Source organism: Sphingomonas leidyi (assembly GCF_011761945.1).
GTDB lineage: Bacteria > Pseudomonadota > Alphaproteobacteria > Sphingomonadales > Sphingomonadaceae > Sphingomonas > Sphingomonas leidyi.
Genome location: NZ_JAASQV010000001.1, coordinates 221,515 through 241,306 on the forward strand (window position 1 = coordinate 221,515; position 19,792 = coordinate 241,306).

The 19,792-nt window shown below is 67.1% G+C and carries 20 protein-coding genes; 8 read left to right on the top strand and 12 right to left on the bottom strand.

Annotated elements, in window-relative coordinates:
- Positions 1–100 precede the first annotated feature (100 nt).
- The 5 genes from queA to FHR20_RS01180 are packed head-to-tail and all read right to left on the bottom strand — an operon-like array spanning position 101 to position 3,651.
- Positions 101–1,126 (bottom strand): tRNA preQ1(34) S-adenosylmethionine ribosyltransferase-isomerase QueA, encoded by a 1,026-nt coding sequence (queA, locus tag FHR20_RS01160; protein ID WP_167297872.1) that lies wholly within the window; start codon positions 1,124–1,126, stop codon positions 101–103.
- 26 nt (positions 1,127–1,152) lie between these two features.
- Positions 1,153–1,893, bottom strand: a complete 741-nt coding sequence (locus tag FHR20_RS01165; RefSeq protein ID WP_243857093.1) for a peptidylprolyl isomerase — start codon at positions 1,891–1,893, stop codon at positions 1,153–1,155.
- A gap of 57 nt (positions 1,894–1,950) precedes the next feature.
- On the bottom strand, positions 1,951–2,454 hold the full coding sequence (coaD, locus tag FHR20_RS01170) for a pantetheine-phosphate adenylyltransferase (RefSeq protein WP_455431368.1): 504 nt from the start codon (positions 2,452–2,454) through the stop codon (positions 1,951–1,953).
- Between the two features lie 43 nt (positions 2,455–2,497).
- Complete coding sequence (locus FHR20_RS01175) at positions 2,498–3,397, bottom strand: polyprenyl synthetase family protein (protein WP_167297873.1); 900 nt, start codon at positions 3,395–3,397, stop codon at positions 2,498–2,500.
- Positions 3,398–3,405: 8 nt separating this feature from the next.
- A complete protein-coding gene (locus tag FHR20_RS01180; protein WP_086128559.1) occupies positions 3,406–3,651 on the bottom strand; it encodes an exodeoxyribonuclease VII small subunit in 246 nt (81 codons plus the stop codon).
- A 93-nt stretch (positions 3,652–3,744) separates the two neighbouring features.
- Here FHR20_RS01180 and FHR20_RS01185 point away from each other — a divergent pair, with 93 nt between their 5' ends.
- Entirely contained in the window at positions 3,745–5,130 is a 1,386-nt protein-coding gene (locus FHR20_RS01185; RefSeq protein WP_167297874.1) for an NAD-dependent succinate-semialdehyde dehydrogenase, read from the top strand.
- A 4-nt stretch (positions 5,131–5,134) separates the two neighbouring features.
- Here FHR20_RS01185 and FHR20_RS01190 read toward each other — a convergent pair whose 3' ends face one another.
- The 5 genes from FHR20_RS01190 to FHR20_RS01210 form a co-directional block, all read right to left on the bottom strand.
- Positions 5,135–5,503 carry a cupredoxin domain-containing protein gene (locus FHR20_RS01190; RefSeq protein WP_167297875.1) on the bottom strand — a complete coding sequence of 123 codons (369 nt, stop codon included), beginning with the start codon at positions 5,501–5,503 and terminating at the stop codon, positions 5,135–5,137.
- Positions 5,500–7,200, bottom strand: a complete 1,701-nt coding sequence (locus FHR20_RS01195; protein ID WP_167297876.1) for a long-chain-fatty-acid--CoA ligase — start codon at positions 7,198–7,200, stop codon at positions 5,500–5,502. Before FHR20_RS01195 ends, FHR20_RS01190 begins: the two co-directional genes overlap by 4 nt.
- Before the next feature lie 31 nt (positions 7,201–7,231).
- Complete coding sequence (locus tag FHR20_RS01200) at positions 7,232–7,396, bottom strand: hypothetical protein (protein WP_167297877.1); 165 nt, start codon at positions 7,394–7,396, stop codon at positions 7,232–7,234.
- Positions 7,397–7,479: 83 nt separating this feature from the next.
- The gene (locus tag FHR20_RS01205; RefSeq protein ID WP_167297878.1) at positions 7,480–9,165 is read right to left on the bottom strand and encodes a GGDEF domain-containing protein; all 1,686 of its coding nucleotides are present in this window, start codon (positions 9,163–9,165) and stop codon (positions 7,480–7,482) included.
- Positions 9,166–9,290: 125 nt separating this feature from the next.
- Positions 9,291–10,490: a hypothetical protein gene (locus FHR20_RS01210; protein ID WP_243857094.1), complete on the bottom strand. Its 1,200-nt coding sequence runs from the start codon at positions 10,488–10,490 to the stop codon at positions 9,291–9,293.
- Between the two features lie 277 nt (positions 10,491–10,767).
- Between FHR20_RS01210 and FHR20_RS01215 the strand changes: the two genes are divergently transcribed.
- On the top strand, positions 10,768–11,073 hold the full coding sequence (locus tag FHR20_RS01215; protein ID WP_167297879.1) for a UrcA family protein: 306 nt from the start codon (positions 10,768–10,770) through the stop codon (positions 11,071–11,073).
- Positions 11,074–11,204: 131 nt separating this feature from the next.
- Here FHR20_RS01215 and clpA read toward each other — a convergent pair whose 3' ends face one another.
- Together clpA and FHR20_RS01225 are read right to left on the bottom strand one after the other, a co-directional pair.
- Positions 11,205–13,529, bottom strand: coding sequence for an ATP-dependent Clp protease ATP-binding subunit ClpA (gene clpA / locus FHR20_RS01220; RefSeq protein WP_167297880.1), 2,325 nt, complete (start codon positions 13,527–13,529; stop codon positions 11,205–11,207).
- 140 nt (positions 13,530–13,669) lie between these two features.
- Positions 13,670–13,867 (bottom strand): DUF1192 domain-containing protein, encoded by a 198-nt coding sequence (locus FHR20_RS01225; protein WP_167297881.1) that lies wholly within the window; start codon positions 13,865–13,867, stop codon positions 13,670–13,672.
- Between the two features lie 78 nt (positions 13,868–13,945).
- Here FHR20_RS01225 and FHR20_RS01230 point away from each other — a divergent pair, with 78 nt between their 5' ends.
- From FHR20_RS01230 to FHR20_RS01255, 6 genes are all read left to right on the top strand, one after another.
- On the top strand, positions 13,946–14,944 hold the full coding sequence (locus FHR20_RS01230) for an NAD(P)H-quinone oxidoreductase (RefSeq protein ID WP_243857095.1): 999 nt from the start codon (positions 13,946–13,948) through the stop codon (positions 14,942–14,944).
- Positions 14,945–15,038: 94 nt separating this feature from the next.
- Positions 15,039–15,662, top strand: coding sequence for an OB-fold-containig protein (locus FHR20_RS01235; RefSeq protein ID WP_167297882.1), 624 nt, complete (start codon positions 15,039–15,041; stop codon positions 15,660–15,662).
- Between the two features lie 4 nt (positions 15,663–15,666).
- Positions 15,667–17,415 carry a flotillin family protein gene (locus tag FHR20_RS01240; RefSeq protein ID WP_167297883.1) on the top strand — a complete coding sequence of 583 codons (1,749 nt, stop codon included), beginning with the start codon at positions 15,667–15,669 and terminating at the stop codon, positions 17,413–17,415.
- Between the two features lie 29 nt (positions 17,416–17,444).
- Positions 17,445–18,035, top strand: coding sequence for a hypothetical protein (locus tag FHR20_RS01245; protein WP_167297884.1), 591 nt, complete (start codon positions 17,445–17,447; stop codon positions 18,033–18,035).
- A gap of 90 nt (positions 18,036–18,125) precedes the next feature.
- Positions 18,126–18,746, top strand: coding sequence for a glutathione S-transferase family protein (locus FHR20_RS01250; protein ID WP_167297885.1), 621 nt, complete (start codon positions 18,126–18,128; stop codon positions 18,744–18,746).
- Between the two features lie 153 nt (positions 18,747–18,899).
- Positions 18,900–19,778: a UDP-2,3-diacylglucosamine diphosphatase gene (locus FHR20_RS01255; RefSeq protein ID WP_086128568.1), complete on the top strand. Its 879-nt coding sequence runs from the start codon at positions 18,900–18,902 to the stop codon at positions 19,776–19,778.
- Positions 19,779–19,792 lie beyond the last annotated feature (14 nt).

Genomic DNA, 19,792 nt, shown 5'->3' on the forward strand with positions numbered 1-19,792 from the left:
CCCGGGCCCCGCTTCCGGGCCTGCACAGGTCGAGGGCTTCCGCGGACGCGGTTCTTCGAAACGCTCAAGGGAAGGCGCACCGCCCGGAATGGCTGGCCGTTCACGGCAGCAGCAGCGACGCATCCCCGTAGGAATAGAAGCGATACCCTTCGGCGATCGCATGGGCATAGGCGCCCTGCATCCGTTCCAGCCCCATCAGCGCCGACACCAGCATGAACAGCGTCGAGCGCGGCAGGTGGAAGTTGGTGATCAGCCCATCCACGCCCTTGAACCGATAGCCCGGCGTGATGAAGATCGCGGTATCGCCTTCGAAGGGGCGGATCACATCGTCTTCCCCGGCGGCGCTCTCGATCAGGCGCAGGCTCGTCGTGCCCACTGCGATGACCCGCCCGCCCGCGGCGCGGACCGCGTTCAGGCGGTCCGCCGTGGTCCGGTCGATGCGGCCCCATTCGGCATGCATCCGGTGCTCCGCCGTGTCCTCGGCCTTGACCGGCAGGAAGGTGCCCGCGCCGACATGCAGCGTGAGCGTGGTGTGGCCGATCCCCGCCGCGTCGAGCGCGGCGAGCAGCCCGGGCGTGAAATGCAGCGCCGCCGTCGGGGCCGCCACCGCGCCCGGCTCGGCGGCGAACATCGTCTGATAGTCCTCGGCATCGCGCGCGTCGGTCGGGCGCTTCGACGCGATATAGGGCGGCAGCGGCATGCGGCCGCAGCGCTCGAGCAGCAGCTCGACCGGCTCGTCGCCGGCGAAGTCGAGTGCGAAGCTGCCGTCCTCGACGCGGTCGCCCGCCATGGCGGTTACGCCCTGGCCGAAATCGATCGTGTCGCCATTGCGCAGCCGCTTGGCGTTGCGGATGAAGGCGCGCCAGCGGCGCGGCCCTTCGCGCTTGTGGAGCGTGGCGCCGATCCTGGCCTCTCCACGCAGCCCTTCGAGCTGGGCGGGGATCACGCGGGTATCGTTGAACACCAGGCAATCGCCCGCGCGCAACTGGCCGGGCAGGTCGGAGACGCGCAGGTCGCGCGTCTCGGCGCCGGCGAGCACGAGCAGGCGCGCCGAATCGCGCGGTGCCGCGGGGCGCAGCGCGATCCGGTCGTTCGGAAGCTCGAAGTCGAAAAGGTCTACGTTCACGTATGCACTTGCCGGGCCGGCGCGCGTTACTGCGGCAGCGTCGCTTTCACTTCGCCCGGTGGCAATGCCTTGGGGGCATCGGCCGGCAGGTTGGCATAGGGCGGCGGATTGTCGGACTGGATATAGGCATGGACGATCTTCGTCGGGTTGGCCGGCGGTTCGCCGCGCTCGATCTTGTCCACCCATTCCATGCCGCCAACGACGCGGCCGAACACGGTATAGTCGTGATCGAAGGCGAGCTTTGGCGCCATCATGATGTAGAACTGGCTGTTCGCGCTGTTCTCGGCCTCGGTCTTCTGCTCGGGCGTGGCGTGTTCCGGCGCGCCGCGGCGGGCGGCGGCGACGGTGCCGCGCACGTGCGGCAGGTTGTTGAACTCGGCCGGCACGTTGGGCAGGTCGGAATCGCCGGTCCCATTGCCCTTGGGATCGCCGCCCTGCGCCATGTTGTAGGGATCGTCGACCACGCGATGGAAGGTCAGCCCGTCATAGAAATGGCGGCGCGTGAGCGTCTTGATCCGCTCGACCATCTTGGGCGCGGCATCGGGGCGCAGCCGGATCAGCACGCGGCCGCCCGTCGACAGGTCGAGCACCCAGGTCTCGGCCGGGTCGGCGGGCACCACGGCCGGATAGATGCTGTTCACATCCTCCGCGCTTACGCCCTTGAGCGGCTCGGCGGCCGGCTTGCGCGCCTTGCCGCCGCCCTGGGCGAGCGCAGGCGTGGTGAACATCATCAAGGCCGAAACGGCCAGTGCGGCAAGCAAACGCATCAAATTCCCCACTCGGATATACACCCTCGACACGCGGTCTAGACCAATCGCGCGGCCTCAACCACTCCCTTTGCGACCGATAGCGGCGATGCGCGCGGTCATCTCGGCATTGACGGCGGACGGAACGAACTTGCGGATATCGCCGCCATAGAGCGCGATTTCCTTGACCAGCCGGCTGGCGATCGGCTGGAGCGAGACATCGGCCATCAGGAAGACCGTCTCGATCCGGCTGTTCAGCTGCTGGTTCATCCCCGCCATCTGATATTCATATTCGAAATCGGCGACGGCGCGCAGGCCGCGGACGATCATGCTGGCGCCCTCGCGCTCGGCAAAGTCCATCAGCAGCGAATCGAAGCTGACGACATGGATCTCGCCGGCGATGCCCGCCACTTCGCGCTTCACCATCTCCATGCGTTCCTCGACGGTGAACATCGGGTTCTTGGAGGGGTTGGTGGTCACGCCGATCACCAGCCGGTCGCACAGCTTCGCGCCGCGGCGGATGATGTCCATATGGCCGAGCGTGATCGGATCGAAGGTGCCGGGATAGACGCCGGTGCGCACAGTCATAGGTCCTTTCCTCCGTCGCGATGACGGCAAGAATAAGTCACCGGTCGCGTTCCAATGTGTAGCGCGCGATATCGCGCAGCAGATCGGCCTCGGGGCCATAGGGTTTCAGATGCGCGATCGCCTGCTCGACCAGCATCCGCGCCTGCTCTCGCGCACGGTCCATGCCGAGCAGCGAGAGGAAGGTCTCCTTGCCCGCTGCGCCGTCCTTGCCCAGCTTCTTGCCGACCAGCGCCTCGTCGCCCTCGGCGTCGAGGATATCGTCGGCGATCTGGAAGGCGAGGCCCACGTCGCGGGCATAGCCGCGCAGGCCCGTGCGGCCCTCCTGCGGCGCTCGGCCCAGGATCGCGCCGCTCTCCACCGCGCAGCTGATCAGCGCGCCGGTCTTCATCGCCTGAAGCCGCGTGACGGTGGCAAGGTCGAAGCTGGTCTTCTCGGCTTCCAGGTCCATCATCTGCCCGCCCGCCATGCCGGCCGGGCCGGCGGCGACGGCGAGCGTGCCCGAAAGCTCGATGCGGACGAAGGGGTCGGGGTGGGTGCGCTCGTCCGCGATCACTTCGAAGGCGAGCGCGTGGAGGCAGTCGCCGGCCAGGATCGCGGTCGCCTCGTCGAATTCCCTGTGCACCGTCGGCTTGCCGCGACGCATGTCGTCATCGTCCATCGCCGGCAGGTCGTCATGGATCAGCGAATAGACATGGATGCATTCCAGCGCGAGCGCGGTGCGGGCGATGCAGGTGCGGTCGACGCCGAAGAGCTGCGCGGTGGCGGAGACGAGCAGCGGGCGCAGCCGCTTGCCGCCGCCGATCGCGGCATGGCGCATCGCGCGGTACAGCCCCTCGCGCGGATCGAACGGGATCGCCAGCAACAGGTCGAACTGGCGGTCCATCTCCGCCGAGACCTGCTTGAGCGCCGCCTGCAGCGCGAGGGAGGCGTGCGCCATGGCGTGGTTCAGCCGGCGGCGAAGGGTGCGGTGCCCGCGGCCCGGCCTTCGGCGTCGGTGCGGATCGCCTCGATCCGCGCCTGGGCGGCATCGAGCCGTGCGGCGCATTGCCGGCGCAGCCGGTCGCCGCGCTCATAGAGATCGATCGCTTCCTGGAGCTGCGCCTCGCCGCTCTCCAGCCGCGCGACGATGCGCTCCAGTTCCTTCAGCGCTTCCTCGAACGAGAGCGCAGTGACGTCCGCTTCTTCTGCCATGGTTTCGCTATGCGCCGGGCCGGGGCGCGATTGCAACCGCGCATCCCGCTTCCTAGCTGCGCGTTACGGGATCGGGCCCAAGGAGAAGCGCGCATGTTCACCAGCATCAATCCTGCCACCGGCGAGACGGTGGGCACCTATCACGAGCTGGACGCGGACGGGATCGAGATGGCGCTCGCCCGTGCCGAGGCGGCCTTCCGCGCCTGGCGCGATTCGCCGCTGGAGAAGCGGACCGAGCTGCTGGGCAGGATCGCGGACGCCTGGGAGGCGAACAAGCGGCATCTTGCCGAGACCGCCACGAAGGAGATGGGCAAGACGCTCGCCAGCGCGGTGGCGGAAGTGGAGAAATGCATCGCCGGTTTCCGCCACTATGCGAAGAACGGCCCCGGCTATCTGGAGCCGGCGACGGTGCGGACGGCGGGCGGCGGCCATGCGGTGGCGCGCTGGCTGCCGATGGGGCCGGTGCTGGCGGTGATGCCGTGGAACTTCCCCTATTGGCAGGTCGTCCGCTTCCTCGCGCCGACGATCATGGCGGGCAATGTCGGCCTGTTGAAGCACGCGTCGAACGTGCAGGGCTGCGCGGCCCTGATCCAGCAGATGATGAGCGCGGCCGGCGCGCCTGACGGGCTGTTCCAGAACCTGCCCATCAAGTCGGACAAGGTCTCGGCGATCATCGCCGACAGGCGGGTGGTGGCGGTGACGCTCACCGGCAGCGAAGGCGCGGGCGCGCAGGTGGCGCAGGCCGCCGGCCGTGCGCTCAAGAAAGTGGTGCTCGAACTGGGCGGGTCGGACCCGTTGATCGTGATGCCTTCGGCCGACATCGACCTCGCGGCGAAGACCGCGGTGACCGCGCGCGTCCAGAATGCCGGGCAGAGCTGCATCTGCGCCAAGCGCATGATCGTCCATGCCGAAGTATACGACGCGTTTCTCGACCGGTTCGAGGCGGGGATGAAGGCCGTGAAGATCGGCGATCCGATGGAAGGCGATACGGGCATGGGGCCGCTCTCCAGCGCGGCGCAGCGGGACGCCGTGCTCGAGCAGGTCGCGCGCGCCCGGGCCGAGGGTGCGACGCTGCGCTTCGGCGCGGAGAAGCTCGCGCGGGAAGGGGCCTGGATGACGCCGGGCGTGCTGACCGACATGGATCCCGAATCGGACGTGGCCAAGGAGGAGATCTTCGGACCGGTCGCCGCGGTCTACAAGGTCAAGGACATCGATGCGGCGATCGCGCTGGCCAACGACGTCCCCTATGGCCTGGGCTCGTCGGCATGGACCAATGACGATGCCGAGATCGAGCGCTTCGCGCGCGACATCCAGTCGGGGATGACCGCGATCAATTCGCTGCTCGCCTCCACGCCGGAGGCGCCGTTCGGCGGCGTGAAGCTCTCCGGCCATGGCCGCGAGCTCGGCCCCTGGGGCATGCACGAGTTCATGAACCTGAAGGCAGTGATGTTCGGCAAGGACGTGAAGGCCGGCGATTGAGCCTCTAGTTCACCACGAACTTCCCCGTCATCCCGAAGCTCGCATGGAGCAGGTGGGTGCACTTGATCGGATGGGTGCCGGCCCCGGGCGCGGTGAAGTGGAGGTCGACGGCCGTGTCGCTGTCGAGCTCCACCTTGCCGTCACGGATCTTTGCCCGGTCGGCCGCCGGCATCGCCGCGGCCGCGAAGAAATCCCTTGCGGCGAAGCTGTGCCCGCCGCTGCTGGTCAGGTGCAGCACATAGCGCTGGCCATGGACCAGCGCGATCGTCGACGGCGTGAACTTGAAGTTGGAGAGCGCGACGTCGATCCGCTGCTCGGATGCCGGAGCCGCTGCCGTGAGGGCGAGGGCCAGCACGAGCAGCGGCGCCTTCATCCCTGGCGCTCCGCCATCACTTCGTTGATCAGGTCCTTGCGGCTCAGCTTGCCGATCATCGTCTTGGGCAGGCTCTGGCGCACCACCACTTCGGCGACGCGCTCGTGCTTGCCGATACGCGCGTTGAGCCACTGGGCCAGCGTCGTGCCGTCAACCGGCGGGGCGTCCTCGTCCAGCGTGACATAGGCGTGCGGCATCTCGCCGTGATAGGCATCGGGCAGGCCGATCACGAGCGCCTCCTTCACGGCCGGATGCTGGTAGAGCACCGCCTCGATCTGGCTCGGGAACACCTTGAAGCCGCCGACGGCGATCATGTCCTTCAGCCGGTCGACAATGCGGATATAGCCGTCCTCGTCGATCAGGCCGACATCGCCGGTGCGGAGCCAATGCCCCCCGCCATCGACTTCGACGAAGACGTCGGCATCGGCGTCGGGGCGGTTCCAATAGCCCTTCATGATCTGCGGGCCGGAGACGACGATCTCGCCGGGCTCGCCCTCGGGCGGCGGGCGGCTAGGATCTTCCTTGTCGACCAGGCGGACGCGCGTGCCCTGGATCGGCTGGCCGATCGTGCCGGGCTTGTTGAGCCCGTCATAGGGATTGGTCGAGACCACGCCCGAGCTTTCGGACAGGCCATAGCCCTCGATCACGCGCGCGCCGGTGACGCGTTCCCATTCCTCCTTGAGCTGCGCGGGCAGGGGCGCGCCGCCCGAGATGCAGAAGCGCAGCGACTTGAAGTCCTCGGGCTTCATGCCCGGTGCGTCGAGCAGCGCCTGGTACATGGTCGGCACGCCGGGCAGCGCGCGCGGCTGGGTGCGGCGCAGTTCGGCCAGCGCCTGCTTGGCGTTGAAGCGCGGCAGCATCACGATCTCGCCGCCGGTCACCACGGTGCGATTGAGCACGCAGGTATTGGCGAAGACGTGGAAGAAGGGGAGGACGGCGAGCACCGTGTCCTTGGCCACGCCCATCTCGGGATCGAGCCGCGCGACCTGGCGGGCATTGGCCGACAGATTCTGGTGCGTCAGCATCGCGCCCTTGGGCGTGCCGGTGGTGCCGCCGGTATATTGGATCAGCGCCAGGTCCTTCTCGGGATCGATCTTCGGCGACGTGCAGGCGCCGTCGTTCGCGATCAGCCCGGAAAAGGCGAGGATGCGCTCGTCCTGCGGCCGCTCGGTCACTTCGGCGCGCTTGAACAGACGATAGAAGAAGGATTTCGCCGCGGGCAGCGCGCCCGCCACCGATCCGACCACCAGCCGCTCCAGCGCGCTCTGCTCGAGCACTTTCAGCGCAGTGGGCAGCAGCGCCGAGGCCGAGATGGTGAAGAGCAGCCGGGTGCCCGAATCCTCGACCTGGTGGCTCAGCTCCTCGACCGTGTAGAGCGGCGAGAAATTGACCACCGTCGCGCCCAGCTTGAGGATGCCGTAATAGGCCGCGACATAATGCGGCACGTTGGGCAGGAAGAGCCCGATCCGGTCGCCGGGGCCATAGCCCAGCGCCTGCAGGCCGCACGCGACCCGGTTGGCGCCGTCCAGCGTCTCGCCATAGCTGTAGCGCCGCCCCATGAAATCCAGCAGCGGCGCATCCGGATGCGCGCGGGCGCTGCCTTCGAACAGATCGACCATGGACTGGGGCGGGAAGCGGGTGTCCCATGCGCCCGGATGACGATAGCTGGTACGCCAGATCTGTTCGGGGTCAGTCATTGACACAGGTGTAAGCAAGCCTCTGTGGGGGTCAAGTCGTAAGCCGTTTGCTCCAGGTGATGAGCACCGAGACGGCGAAGATGCCGATGTCGAGCACGGCTTCGAGACGCTGCGGAGAGAGATCGTCGATGCGCTGCATCCGGATGGCGATGTCTGCGCGGCGATCGGGCGATGCGAAGGCGAGAAGCGCAAGCATGGCTAGCGCCCCGAAGGCTATCCTTCTGGCTCGTCCCGACATGGTAAAGGCCATACGCCGCGCATCGCGGCCGGGCAAGGGGATCAGGCAGCTTCGCGATGCGCCGAGCGGGCGCGGTCGCGCCCGGCGGACTTGGCCTCGAACAGCGCGATATCGGCACCGCGATAGAGCGTCTTCCAGTCGATGTCGCTGGTCAGCGGGCCGGTGCAGGCGCCGATGCTGGCCGTGACCTTGAGATCGAAGGGCATGCGTGTCGTGCGCAGCCGGGCGAGCAGCTGCTCGGGTTCGACCCCGGCATCGACCGGAGCCAGGATGGCGAATTCCTCGCCGCCCAGCCGCGCGACCAGCGCGCCGAGCGGTGCGCTGTGGCGCAGCGTGCGGGCGAGCAGGCGCAGCACCTCGTCGCCGCCGTCATGCCCCAGGGTCTCGTTGACTCGCTTGAAATGATCGATGTCGGCGATGAGCAGCTGCTGCTCGCCCGGCCGGCCGATCGCCTGGGCAAGGAAGGCGCGACGGTTCAGCAGCCCGGTGAGCGGATCGGTATCGGCCAGGCGGCGTGCCATCACCTCGCTGGCGATCGCGTCGTCGCGCTCGTCGCGCAGCAGCTTGATGCGATAGGCGATGGCGAGGCTCGACATCAGCGCCTCCAGCGCCATCGACAGCAAGGTCGAGTTGTCGAGCCAGAAGCTCCATTGGAGGACGTGGAAATTGGCGAGCGTCCGCATCAGCGAGGTGAGGATGGGGGCGCCCCAGCCGATCGCGAACAGCCACAGATAATTGGAACGCACCCGCCAGGCGCGCCACAGCATGGGGGCCACCACGGCGCCCAGCATCAGGAAGACGGAGCTGAAGGCGGCATCGACGATCTGGACGTTCAGCGGCGCAAAGCAGAAGACGAGCAGCCCCACGCCGAGCAGCGCGCCCGCCACCACATAGACGAAGCGGCCGAGCCAGCCGGCGAACACCTGCTCCTCGAAGAAGCTGCGCGCGAAGATCAGCGCGCTCGCGCCGGTGAAGCCGAGCAGGAGATAGTTGAGCCGCAACCGATCGTTGTTGGCGATGTCCGGAAAGGCCCAGGCCAGCGCGCCGGAGGAGGAGAAGACATAGCCGAGCAGCCCCAGCGCCATCACGCAATAGAAGAGCTGGAAACGGTGGCGCAGTGCCCCCCACAGCGCGAGGTTATAGACGAACAGCGCCAGGCACAGCCCGCCGAAACCGGCATAGAGCGCGGTGAGCGCGATGTTGGCCTGCTGGCTCTCGGCGCCGGTCACCAGCCGCGGCCCCAGCATCACGCCGCGCATGTTGGCCGATCCCTCGACGTGCCAGAGCAGGCGCACGACCCTGGCCTCGCGCCGCGCGAGCGGCATCTCGGCGACCGCGCCGAGCTGGATCCAGGGCGTGATGCCGCGGGCGTCGGTGCGCTGCGTCGCCATCCGCCCATCGGCATAGAGTATGTGCAGCGCGATGCCCCGCTGCCACAGGCTGGCGAAGCGCACGGAGAGGGGATTGGACATGCGCGAGCGCTGTTCGATGTCCCGCGAGATCACCCAGAAACTGCCGGGGCCGAGCCGGTATTGCGGGGTCCTGCAATCGAAGCGCTCGGGGTGGCGGATCAGTTCGGCCGGGTTCATCTCGCCGGTGTCGCGCAGCACGCAGACGCCGAGCGCCTGGCCCATATTGCCTTGCGCTTGCGCGGGCACGACGAGGCCCAGCAACGCGATCAACGCGCCGACAAGGACGGACAGCCGCAGGAAACGCAACGCCAGCATGGCGCGGGTCTACGCCCAACATGACAAACAACCCGTAAAGATACATGCGTACCGGATCGTCTTTATGATCCGGCTCAGCCACTTACCGCTGGCCGGGGGCGCGGCGCGCCCCCGGCTGCATCGGCTCAGCAGCCGTCGCCGAGACCGGCGGCACGTTTCAGCAGTCCGCCGAGCCTGGGCTTGCAGGGTTTGGGCTTCTGCTCGGGCCTTTCTTCGTCGCCGTCCGATATCTGGCCGCGCATCGCGTCGCCCATGTCGGGCATGCCGGCCATGAAATTGCCCATCGCCCGGTACCGGACCTTGGCCGTCCATTTCGGGCGCCAGGCGATCTTCGGATCCCTGGGCCGCGCGGGAAAGGCGAAACCGGCCTCCGGCCCATAGGCGTAGAGAAAGCCCATCATCACCTCGCCCGCGGCCTTCTTCACTTCGGCGGGGATGGCGCAGCTGGTCTGGCTGGGCGGCATCACCACCTTCTGGCCGATCAGGCGATTCACCGTGCCCGGCGAGAGCCAGCCCCACAGGTCGCCGCCGAACTGGCGCGTGGCGGAGGATGCCCACCAGACCATGTCGTCCTTGCCTTCGCCGGCCGAGCCCATCGCCCAGGCATAATAGCCCGTCGCGGCGGGAACCGCCGCCCAGTTGAGCGGCACCGATCCGTCGGCGGCCTGGCCGGGCTTCACCCGCGGCGCGGCCATGAAGTCCTGGGTGAGGGCGAAGCCGATCTCGGGACTGTAGTTGCCGGCGATCCGGTGCTGGCCGATCAGCGAGGAATTGCTCCCTATCTTCGCGTTCGTCTTGCCGTTGGGCCAGTCGCCATAGGTGCGGCTGGTGCTTGCCCGGGGCACCGCCTCGGCCGGGATGCGGGCGCTGAACAGCTCGGGCGGCATCTGGCCCTTGCCGAGCCTGGCGAAGTCGATGACCAGGGGCTGGCCGGGCCCGACATGCGCGCCGCAGCCCCAATAGATCAGCAGCCGCCCCTTGGGCCGCGCGAGCTTGTCATAGGCATATCTGTCCTCGTCGTCGCGGGTTCCCGGCTTGCCCGGCTCGGGCGAGACGAGCGGCACCGATGCGCCCATGCGCATGCCCTCGGGCAGGAAATGATCGGCCCTGGGCGCGCCGCCCGTGGCGGGGAGGCGCGAACCGAGGCGCAACGTCATCTCGCGGCCGTCGGCCTGGCCCATCATGCCGGCATTGGTGCCGACATCCATCACATAGCGGGCTTCGGGCGCGCTATCGTTGCCGGTCTGCGCCACGACCAGGCCGGCGGCGAGCGTGCCCGCCAGCGCGGTGCCGGCGCCCGCAATCTTCCATTTCATCGAACGCATTCGGATCCTCCCTGGCAAGACCATGGCTGCGACCCGAAACGCCCGGTTTCCTTGCGGTATCGACACGAGACCGCAATGGGTGGGTTATTCATATATGACACGCATGCCCTGATCATTGGGGTCATGCGCCTGGCCCATCGCAATCGTCACATCAAAGACCGCGCGACGTAACCGTCCGCTCATGCGGCTTACGCATCGTGCGACTAGGGCGCGCCCGGGCCGGCGGAAGACCGGCCGCGAGGAGCGGGTAGAACACCATCTCGCGCAGGAGCATGTCATGAAGATCTTTCTCATCGCCGCCGCGCTTGCGGTTCCGATCGCGCCGGCGCTCGCCCAGAGCAGCGTGAAGGTTTCGTACCGGGCCAGCGCGCTCGCCACGGCCGAAGGCCGCCAGGCGCTGCGCCGTCGCGTGAACCGCGCGGTCGTCCATGTCTGTGGCGACGATCGTGCCGCCGGCTCGATGCTGTCCAATCCTGCCGTCCGCGCCTGCCACGGGCAGGCCACCGCCGCGGCGCGTCCGCAGGTGGATCGCGCCATCGCGCTCGCCAATCGCGGCGTCGAAGTCGCGAGCCGCAACCGCTGATCCTCCAGCCCCCGCGCCGCCAGGCCCGACCCTATGGCCTGCGACAAGAACGGGGCCGCCGCGGGGCCGAACAAACGGAACGGGCCGGGAGTCCCCTCCCGGCCCGCATCGTCTTCAAATGGCCGAAGCCGTTACTTGGATGCCTTGGCGGCCTCGGTCTTCCTGCCCTTTTTCGGCTTGGGGGCGGCCGGCGTGACCTGGAAGTTCAGCACGCCGTCCTTCAGCTTCACATTCACCTCGCCGCCATGGACGAGCTTGCCGAACAACAGCTCCTCGGCCAGCGGCTGCTTGATCTTCTCCTGGATCAGGCGGCTCATCGGGCGGGCGCCATAGAGCTTGTCATAGCCGCGCTCGGTGAGCCAGGCCTTGGCCGCGTCGTCCAGCTGGATGTGGACGCCGCGATCCGCCAGCTGCAGCTCGAGCTGGAGGATGAACTTGTCGACCACCCGGCTGACCACCGCGGTCGGCAGGTAGTCGAACGGCACGATGGCATCGAGGCGGTTGCGGAACTCCGGCGTGAAGAGCTTCTTCACCGCCTCCTCCTGCACGTCGTCGCGGCTGATCTCGCCGAAGCCGATGCTCTCCCGCGTCATGTCCGAAGCGCCCGCGTTCGTGGTCATGATCAGGATCACGTTGCGGAAATCGACGGTCTTGCCGTGGTGATCGGTCAGCTTGCCGTTGTCCATCACCTGGAGGAGGATGTTGAACAGGTCCGGATGCGCCTTCTCGATCTCGTCGAGCAGCAGCACCGAATGCGGCTGCTGGTCGACCGCGTCGGTCAGCAGGCCGCCCTGATCATAGCCGACATAGCCCGGAGGGGCGCCGATCAGGCGCGAGACGCTGTGGCGCTCCATATATTCCGACATGTCGAAGCGCTGGAGCGGAATGCCGAGCAGCTCGGCGAGCTGCTTCGCCACTTCGGTCTTGCCGACGCCGGTCGGGCCCGAGAACAGATAGTTGCCGATCGGCTTGTCCGGATCGCGCAGGCCCGCGCGGCTGAGCTTGATCGCCGAGCTGAGCACCTCGATCGCCTTGTCCTGGCCGAACACGACTCGCTTGAGGTCGGTCTCCAGGTTCGCCAGCGTCTTGGTGTCGTCGGTCGACACGCTCTTCGGCGGGATGCGCGCCATGGTGGCGATCACGGCCTCGATCTCCTTGGGCGTGATCGTCTTCTTGCGCTTGGACGGCGGCACCAGCATCTGCATCGCGCCGACTTCGTCGATCACGTCGATCGCCTTGTCGGGCAGCTTGCGGTCGTTGATGTAGCGCGCGCTGAGCTCCACCGCCGACTTGATCGCGTCCGGCGTGTATTTGACGTGGTGATGCTCCTCGAACGCGGTGCGCAGTCCGGCGAGGATCTTGATCGTGTCCTCCACCGTCGGCTCGTTCACGTCGATCTTCTGGAAGCGCCGGAGCAGTGCCCGGTCCTTCTCGAAATGGTTGCGGAACTCCTTGTAGGTGGTCGAGCCGATGCAGCGGATCGATCCGCCCGACAGGGCCGGCTTGAGCAGGTTCGATGCGTCCATCGCGCCGCCCGAGGTCGCGCCTGCGCCGATCACGGTGTGGATCTCGTCGATGAAGAGCACGGCATGCGGCAGCTTCTCGAGCTCGGTGACGACCTGCTTCAGCCGCTCCTCGAAGTCGCCGCGATAGCGGGTGCCGGCGAGCAGCGCGCCCATGTCGAGCGAGTAGATCACCGCTTCCTTCAGCACCTCGGGCACTTCGCCTTCGACGATCTTGCGCGCCAGGCCCTCGGCGATGGCCGTCTTGCCCACGCCGGGATCGCCCACATAGAGCGGGTTGTTCTTCGAGCGGCGGCAGAGGATCTGCACGGTGCGGTCCACTTCGGCGGAGCGGCCGATCAGCGGATCGACCTTGCCGGCCTTGGCCTTCTCGTTGAGGTCGACCGTGAACTGCTTGAGCGCGCTCTCGCCCTTGCCGGACTTGGTCTCCTGCTTGGCGGCCTTGTCCTCGTCGGCGGCGCCCTTGGGTGTGGGCGCCTCGGTGCTGCCGGTGCCGCCCTTGCCGACGCCGTGCGAGATGTAGCTCACCGCGTCGAGGCGGCTCATGTCCTGCTGCTGCAGGAAATAGACGGCGTAGCTCTCGCGCTCGCTGAACAGGGCGACGAGCACGTTCGCGCCGGTCACTTCGTCGCGGCCCGAAGACTGGACGTGGAGGATCGCGCGCTGGACGACGCGCTGGAAACCGCTGGTCGGCGACGGATCGGTCGCCTGGTCGACCTTGAGCGCTTCGAGCTCGGTGTCGAGATAGTGCGCCACGGTGTTCTTGAGCTCGCCCAGGTCCACGCCGCACGCGCTCATCACCTTGCTGGCATGCTCGTCGTCGACGAGCGCGAGCAACAGGTGTTCGAGGGTGGCATATTCATGGCGACGGGAGGACGCGGCCTCCAGTGCCTTGTGCAGTGTCGATTCCAAAGCGGAGGCGAAACTAGGCATTCAGGTACAACTCCTGTGGGCCGGAAAGGATACACAGCCCGTTGACCCCAATGTCGGGATCGTTGGGCCTCGCATCAAGCGCAGCGGCCCCGCACCGGAGTTTTGCATGGGCCTGGGCCCCATCTCCGGTGCCGTCACGCTCATTTCCTAAATAGAGCGTCCGCGCTTGCGCGGTGGTTAAGGGCAAATGAAATTTTGTTCCGACTTCGCGCGATCTCGGCCTCGAGGAGCGCGATGCGTTCGTTAAGTTCCTCAACCGAAAGGGGATCGAGGTCCTGCTTTGCGAGCTGGGCGACAAGGTCGTCCTTGCGACGCGGAAGATTTTCGTCGGCGTCCATGATGGCCCAGCGTTGACCGGGGCCGGACCGATGTCAATAAGACCCGGGGTTTCTTCTGCGTTCGAAAGCGACGAGCCGATGGGTCTTCCGGAAACGATGCTGGCAATCGACCCCGAGGCGCCGGGCGGGCCCGAGGTGCTGGTGCCGGTGTCGCGCCCGGTGCCCCGGCCGGGGCGTGGCGAGGTGCTGGTCAAGGTCGCCGCCGCGGGGGTGAATCGGCCCGAGGTGATGCAGCGCAAGGGGCTGTATCCGCCGCCGCCCGGCGCGCCCTCGATCCTGGGCATGGAGATTTCCGGCACCGTCGCCGCGGTGGGCGAGGAGGTGCCGCGCGAGCTCCTGGGCCAGCGCGTCTGCGCGCTGATCGCCGGGGGTGCCTATGCCGAATATGCGGTGGCGCCGCAGGGCCAGTGCCTGCCCGTGCCGCCCGCGCTCTCCATGGTCGAGGCGGCGGCGATGCCGGAGACGCTGTTCACCGTGTGGAGCAACGTCTTCGAGCGTGCCTATGCGACGGATGGGGAGTGGATACTCGTCCATGGCGGCACCAGCGGCATCGGCACGATGGCGATCCATCTCGCCAACCTGTTCGGGCTGACGATCATCGTTACCGCCGGATCGGACGCAAAATGCGAGGCCGCACGGCGGATCGGCGCCGATCACGCGATCAACTACAGGGCCGAGGACTTCGTCGCCCGGGTGATGGAGATCACGGCGGGCAGGGGCGTCGACATCGTGCTCGACATGGTCGGCGGCGATTATGTGCCGCGCAACCTCCAGTGCCTGGCGGAGGAGGGGCGCCATGTCTCGATCGCCGTGCAGGGCGGCATGCAGGCGACGATCCCGATCTTCGAGGTCATGCGCAAGCGGCTGGTGTTGACCGGGTCGACGCTGCGGCCGCGCCCGCTCGAGTTCAAGGCGCTTCTTGCCGACGAAGTGCACCGCACGGTGTGGCCCTTCGTGGCCGAGGGCAGGTTGAAGCCGGTGATCGACAAGGTGTTCCCGCTCGCCGAGGCGCCGGCGGCGCATGCCCGCATGGAATCGGGCGAGCATGTCGGCAAGATCGTGCTGGCGATCGACTGAGCACCGGCCGGCAGCGGACTGAAAAGATTCCGATTTCGCTAGTGGAACGACAGCTCGGCATCTAGCATTCGTCGTCGAATCGGGGGTGTCCAGGGTGCTTGCGTTCCTTCTTGCCGAAGGGAATTTCGCGTTCGTCGTCGCGGTATTGCTGATGCTGCTCATCGGCCTCGTGCAGGTGATCGGCTTCGGGCATGACGTGGACGCGGACCTGCATGCCGACGTCCATGGCGATCTCCATTTCGATTTCCTTTCCTGGCTCGGCGTCGGGCGGCTTCCGCTGCTGATGCTGATCGTCCTCTTCCTCGCGGTGTTCGGGATCGGCGGCCTGGCGCTGCAGCAGGTGCTGCGCGACTGGGCCGGCGGCCCGCTGCCGACATTCGCCGCGGTGCCGCTGGTCGGCATCGCCGCGCTGCCCGTCACCGGGCTCGCCGCGCGGCTGCTGGCGCCGATCCTGCCCCGCGACCACACCACGGCGGTCGCGCTCGAAGTACTGATCGGGACCACGGCGCAGGTGGTCACCGGCCGCGCCAGCCAGGGCTCGCCCGCCCGCGCCCGCGCCGAGGATCATCACGGCCAGGTCCATTACATCATGGTCGAGCCGGATGGCGCCGGCCAGGTCTTTCAGGAGGGCGAGCAGGTGCTGCTCGTCCGCCGCGAAGGCGAATGCTTCCGCGCGATCTCGCGCGGCGACTTCTATCTCCCCCGTCTGGATGGGTGACCCCATGAACGCGATCGTGCCCGAAGGAACCATGTCGATGATCCCGTATCTGATCTACGCCGGCATCGCGCTGTTCGCGCTGCTGATCCTCGGCCTGACCCTGGCACGGCTCTACAAGCGCGCCTCGAAGGAGATCGGGTTCGTGCGCACCGGCTTTGGCGGCGAGAAGGTGGTGATCAACGGCGGGGCGCTGGTGCTGCCGGTCTTCCACGAGACGATGCCGGTCAACATGAACACGGTGCGCCTCGCCGTGGAGCGCAAGAACATGGATGCGCTGATCACGCTCGATCGCCTGCGCATCGACGTGAAGGCCGAATTCTATGTCCGCGTCCGCCCCGACGCCCAGGCGATCGCCACCGCGGCGCAGACGCTGGGCATGCGGACCATGCACCCCGATGCGCTCAAGGAACTGGTCGAGGGCAAGTTCGTCGATGCGCTGCGCTCGGTCGCCGCGGGCATGACGATGGCGCAGCTCCACGAGCAGCGCGCCGAATTCGTCCAGAAGGTGCAGCAGGTCTCGTCGGTCGACCTGGCGATGAACGGGCTCGAGCTGGAGTCGGTCTCGCTCACCGGCCTCGACCAGACTTCGATCGAGCATTTCAACGCCAACAACGCCTTCGACGCCGAGGGCCTGACCAAGCTCACCGAGCAGATCGAGCTGCGCAAGAAGGCGCGCAACGACATCGAGCAGGATACGCGCGTGCAGATCGAGACCAAGAATCTCGAGGCGGCCCGCCAGTCCTTCCTGATCAGCCGGGACAATGAGTTCGCGCGGCTGGAGCAGGAGCGCGAGGTCGAGATGCGCCGTGCCGTGCAGGCCGCCGAAGTGGCGCGCGAACAGGCGCTGCGGCAGCAGGAAGCCGATCAGGCCAAGATCGAGGCCAAGAAGCTGGTCGACAGCCAGCAGATCGAAGCGGACCGTGCGGTGCAGCAGGCCAGGATCGAGCAGGAACAGGCACTCGAACTCGCCCGGCAGGAGCAGCAGATCGCGGTGCAGAACAAGAGCCGCGAGGAAAGCCAGGCCCGTGCCGAGGCGGACAAGGCGCGTGCCGAGGCGGTGGTCGCCGAGGAGCGGGTCGGCACCGCGCGCGAGGCCGAGGTCGCCGAACGCCAGAAGCGCATCGAGCTGATCGACGCGGCGCGCGAGGCGGAACGCGCCGCGATCGGCATCAAGGTTCAGGCCGATGCCGAGAAGCAGGCCGCCTCCGACCGTGCCGAGGCAGCGCGGCTCCAGGCCGAAGGCGAGGCGGAGGCCGCCAAGCTCAAGGCCGAGGCCGACCGCGTCCGCTTCGAAGTGGAGGCCGCGGGCCAGCGCGCGATCAACGAAGCGGCGAACCTGCTTTCGTCCGAGACCATGTCGCTCCAGACCAAGCTGGCCCTGCTCAAGGTGCTGCCCGAAGTGATCCGCGAGGCTTCCAAGCCGCTCGAGGCGATCGATTCGATCAAGATCGTCCAGGTCGACGGCATCACCGGGCGCGGCGGTGCGGCGGGCGCCGCCGAAAGCGGTGGGGAGGGCGATCGCAACCTCGCCAATTCGGCGGTGGCGGCGGCGCTGCGCTATCGCGCCCAGGCGCCGGTGATCGACGGGTTGATGCGCGAGCTGGGCTTTGACGGCGGCACGCTCGACGGGCTCGTCGCGGGGGCGGCGGAGATGGGCGCCAAGGGCATTGCCGCGGCGCCGTCCGACGATGACGACGACGCGCCTGCGCCACCGTCCGGCGCTTCGTCGCGAAAGGCGCGCTCGGGCAGCTGAGCGCGTCGCCTTTGGGGGAGGGGGACGACATGTATCTTCTGCGGAAGGATCCGGCGCTCGCGCTCGTATGTGGCGTGCTGCTGCTGGTGCTGGCCGGCGCGCTGCTGGTGTCGGATCGCTATTGGGTGGCGGCCAGCCGCCCGGTCGTCGACGATCTGGCCGAAGTGAAGGTGCCGCCCGAACTGGGCGAGACGATCTCGGCGATCGATGCCTATGGCGTCCATATCCGGCGCGTGCCGAGCAAGGCCGAGCAATATGTCGCGATCAAGCGCGCCAGCTACGGGCTGGAAGCGCCCGCGCCCGCCTATACCCATATGCGCGGGCCCAGGTTCGGCTATTCGGTGCGGGAGGCGACCTTTCTCGGCATGCCCTTCTGGTACCATGTCGAATATGGCCATGTGCTGTTCTTCAGCTCGGACTGGGGCGTGGTCGCCGCGCCGCTCAACGAAATCGGCCATGCCGCGCTCGACAAGGCCAATGGCCGCGATCTGCGCGCGACGAGCATGATCCCCTGGTGGAGGCATGTCTGGGGCTGGCCGTTCGTCGCGGGGGTCGCGCTGGCCCTGTGGCTCTGGCATCGCCGCACGGTGCGCTGGCGTGCGGAGAACGGCTATATCTGATCATAAGTGGCACTTATGTTTCGGATGGCTGTTTCTATTGGACGCCGCGCCATGGCTGGTTCGAAGAACGGCCGATCAAGGGAGGAAATCATGGCTGCGCTGGTGCTCCACGAATATGCCGCGTCGGGCAATTGCTACAAGATCCGGCTCACCGCCGCGCATCTGGGGCTGCCGCTCGAGCGGCGCGAATATGATATCGTGAAGGGCGAGACGCGCACGCCCGAGTTTCTGGGCCAGGTCAACGCCAATGGCCGGATCCCGGTGCTCCAGCTGGGCACGGACGATTTCCTGCCCGAGAGCAACGCCGCCTGTTTCTACCTGGCCGATGGCAGCGACCTGATCCCGCACGACCGGTTCGCCCGTGCCGACATGCTGCGCTGGCTGTTCTGGGAACAATATAATCATGAGCCCAATGTCGCGACGCTGCGCTTCTGGACCGTCTGGATCGGCCTGGACAATCTCAGCGAGGTGCAGTGCGCGATGCTTCCGGCCAAGCGTGCGGCCGGCGAGGCGGCGCTGGCGCTGATGGACGAGCATCTGGCGAAACGCGACTGGTTCGTGATCGACCGGCTGACGCTCGCCGACATCGCGCTCTACGCCTATACCCATGTCGCGGAGGCGGGCGGGTTCAGCCTGCAGCCCTATCCCGCGCTGCGGGCCTGGCTGGATCGGATGGCGGCGCTGCCGCGGCACATTCCGATCACCGCCTGATATAGCCTGATATGGGGAGCGCCTGATTCGGAGAGCGTAAGCGATCGATTATGCAGGTTTCTGTGACATCCGCGTGAAGTCGAAACGATTCCAATTGTAATATTCCGCGGCCATTTAGCCGGGCCAGGCAAGGGCATTTGCAGGGCTGGTTAAATGGCCACGATCACCAGGCTTCCGTTCGACGCGCAGCACGTTGCGGATTTTCATGCATCGACTCCGTCGATTCCCGAAAAGGCGATCACCGAGCGCAAGCGCTATCGCGCGATCTGGATCTCCGACATCCATCTCGGCACGCGGGGCTGCAATGCCGAGATGCTGATCGACTTTCTCGACCATGTCGATTGCGACGTGATGTATCTGGTGGGCGACATCATCGACGGCTGGGCGCTCAAGAAGCGCTTCTACTGGCCCGATTCGCACAACGACATCGTCTGGCGGTTCCTGAAGCGGGCGAAGCGCGGCACCGAGATCGTCTATATCCCGGGCAATCACGACGAGATGTTCCGTCAGTTCTCGGGGCTGAACTTCGGCGGGGTGCACATCCGCCGCCAGGCGATCCACACCACCGCCGATGGCCGCCGCCTGCTCGTGCTGCACGGCGACGAGTTCGACGCGATCACCATGTCGCATCGCTGGCTCGCGCATCTGGGCGATGCCGCCTATGAGATGATGATGGGCCTGAACCGGCTGGTGAACCGGGTTCGCCGCTGGCTCGACATGCCCTATTGGTCGCTGAGCAAATACGCCAAGGCCAAGGTGAAGAACGCAGTCGAGTTCATTTCGAAATTCGAAGAGATCGTCGCGCACGAAGCCGGTGCGCGGGGAGTCGACGGCGTGATCGCCGGACATATCCACACTGCCGAGATGCGCGACATCGAAGGCATCGCCTATTACAATGACGGCGATTGGGTGGAGGGTTGCACCGCGCTCGTTGAGCATTACGACGGTACCATGGAAATTCTCCATTGGGCCGAAGAGATGGCGAAACGCGAGAGCGAGGCAGCATCCGGGGTCAGACTGGCGGCTGCGTGACGGCAACGGAGGTC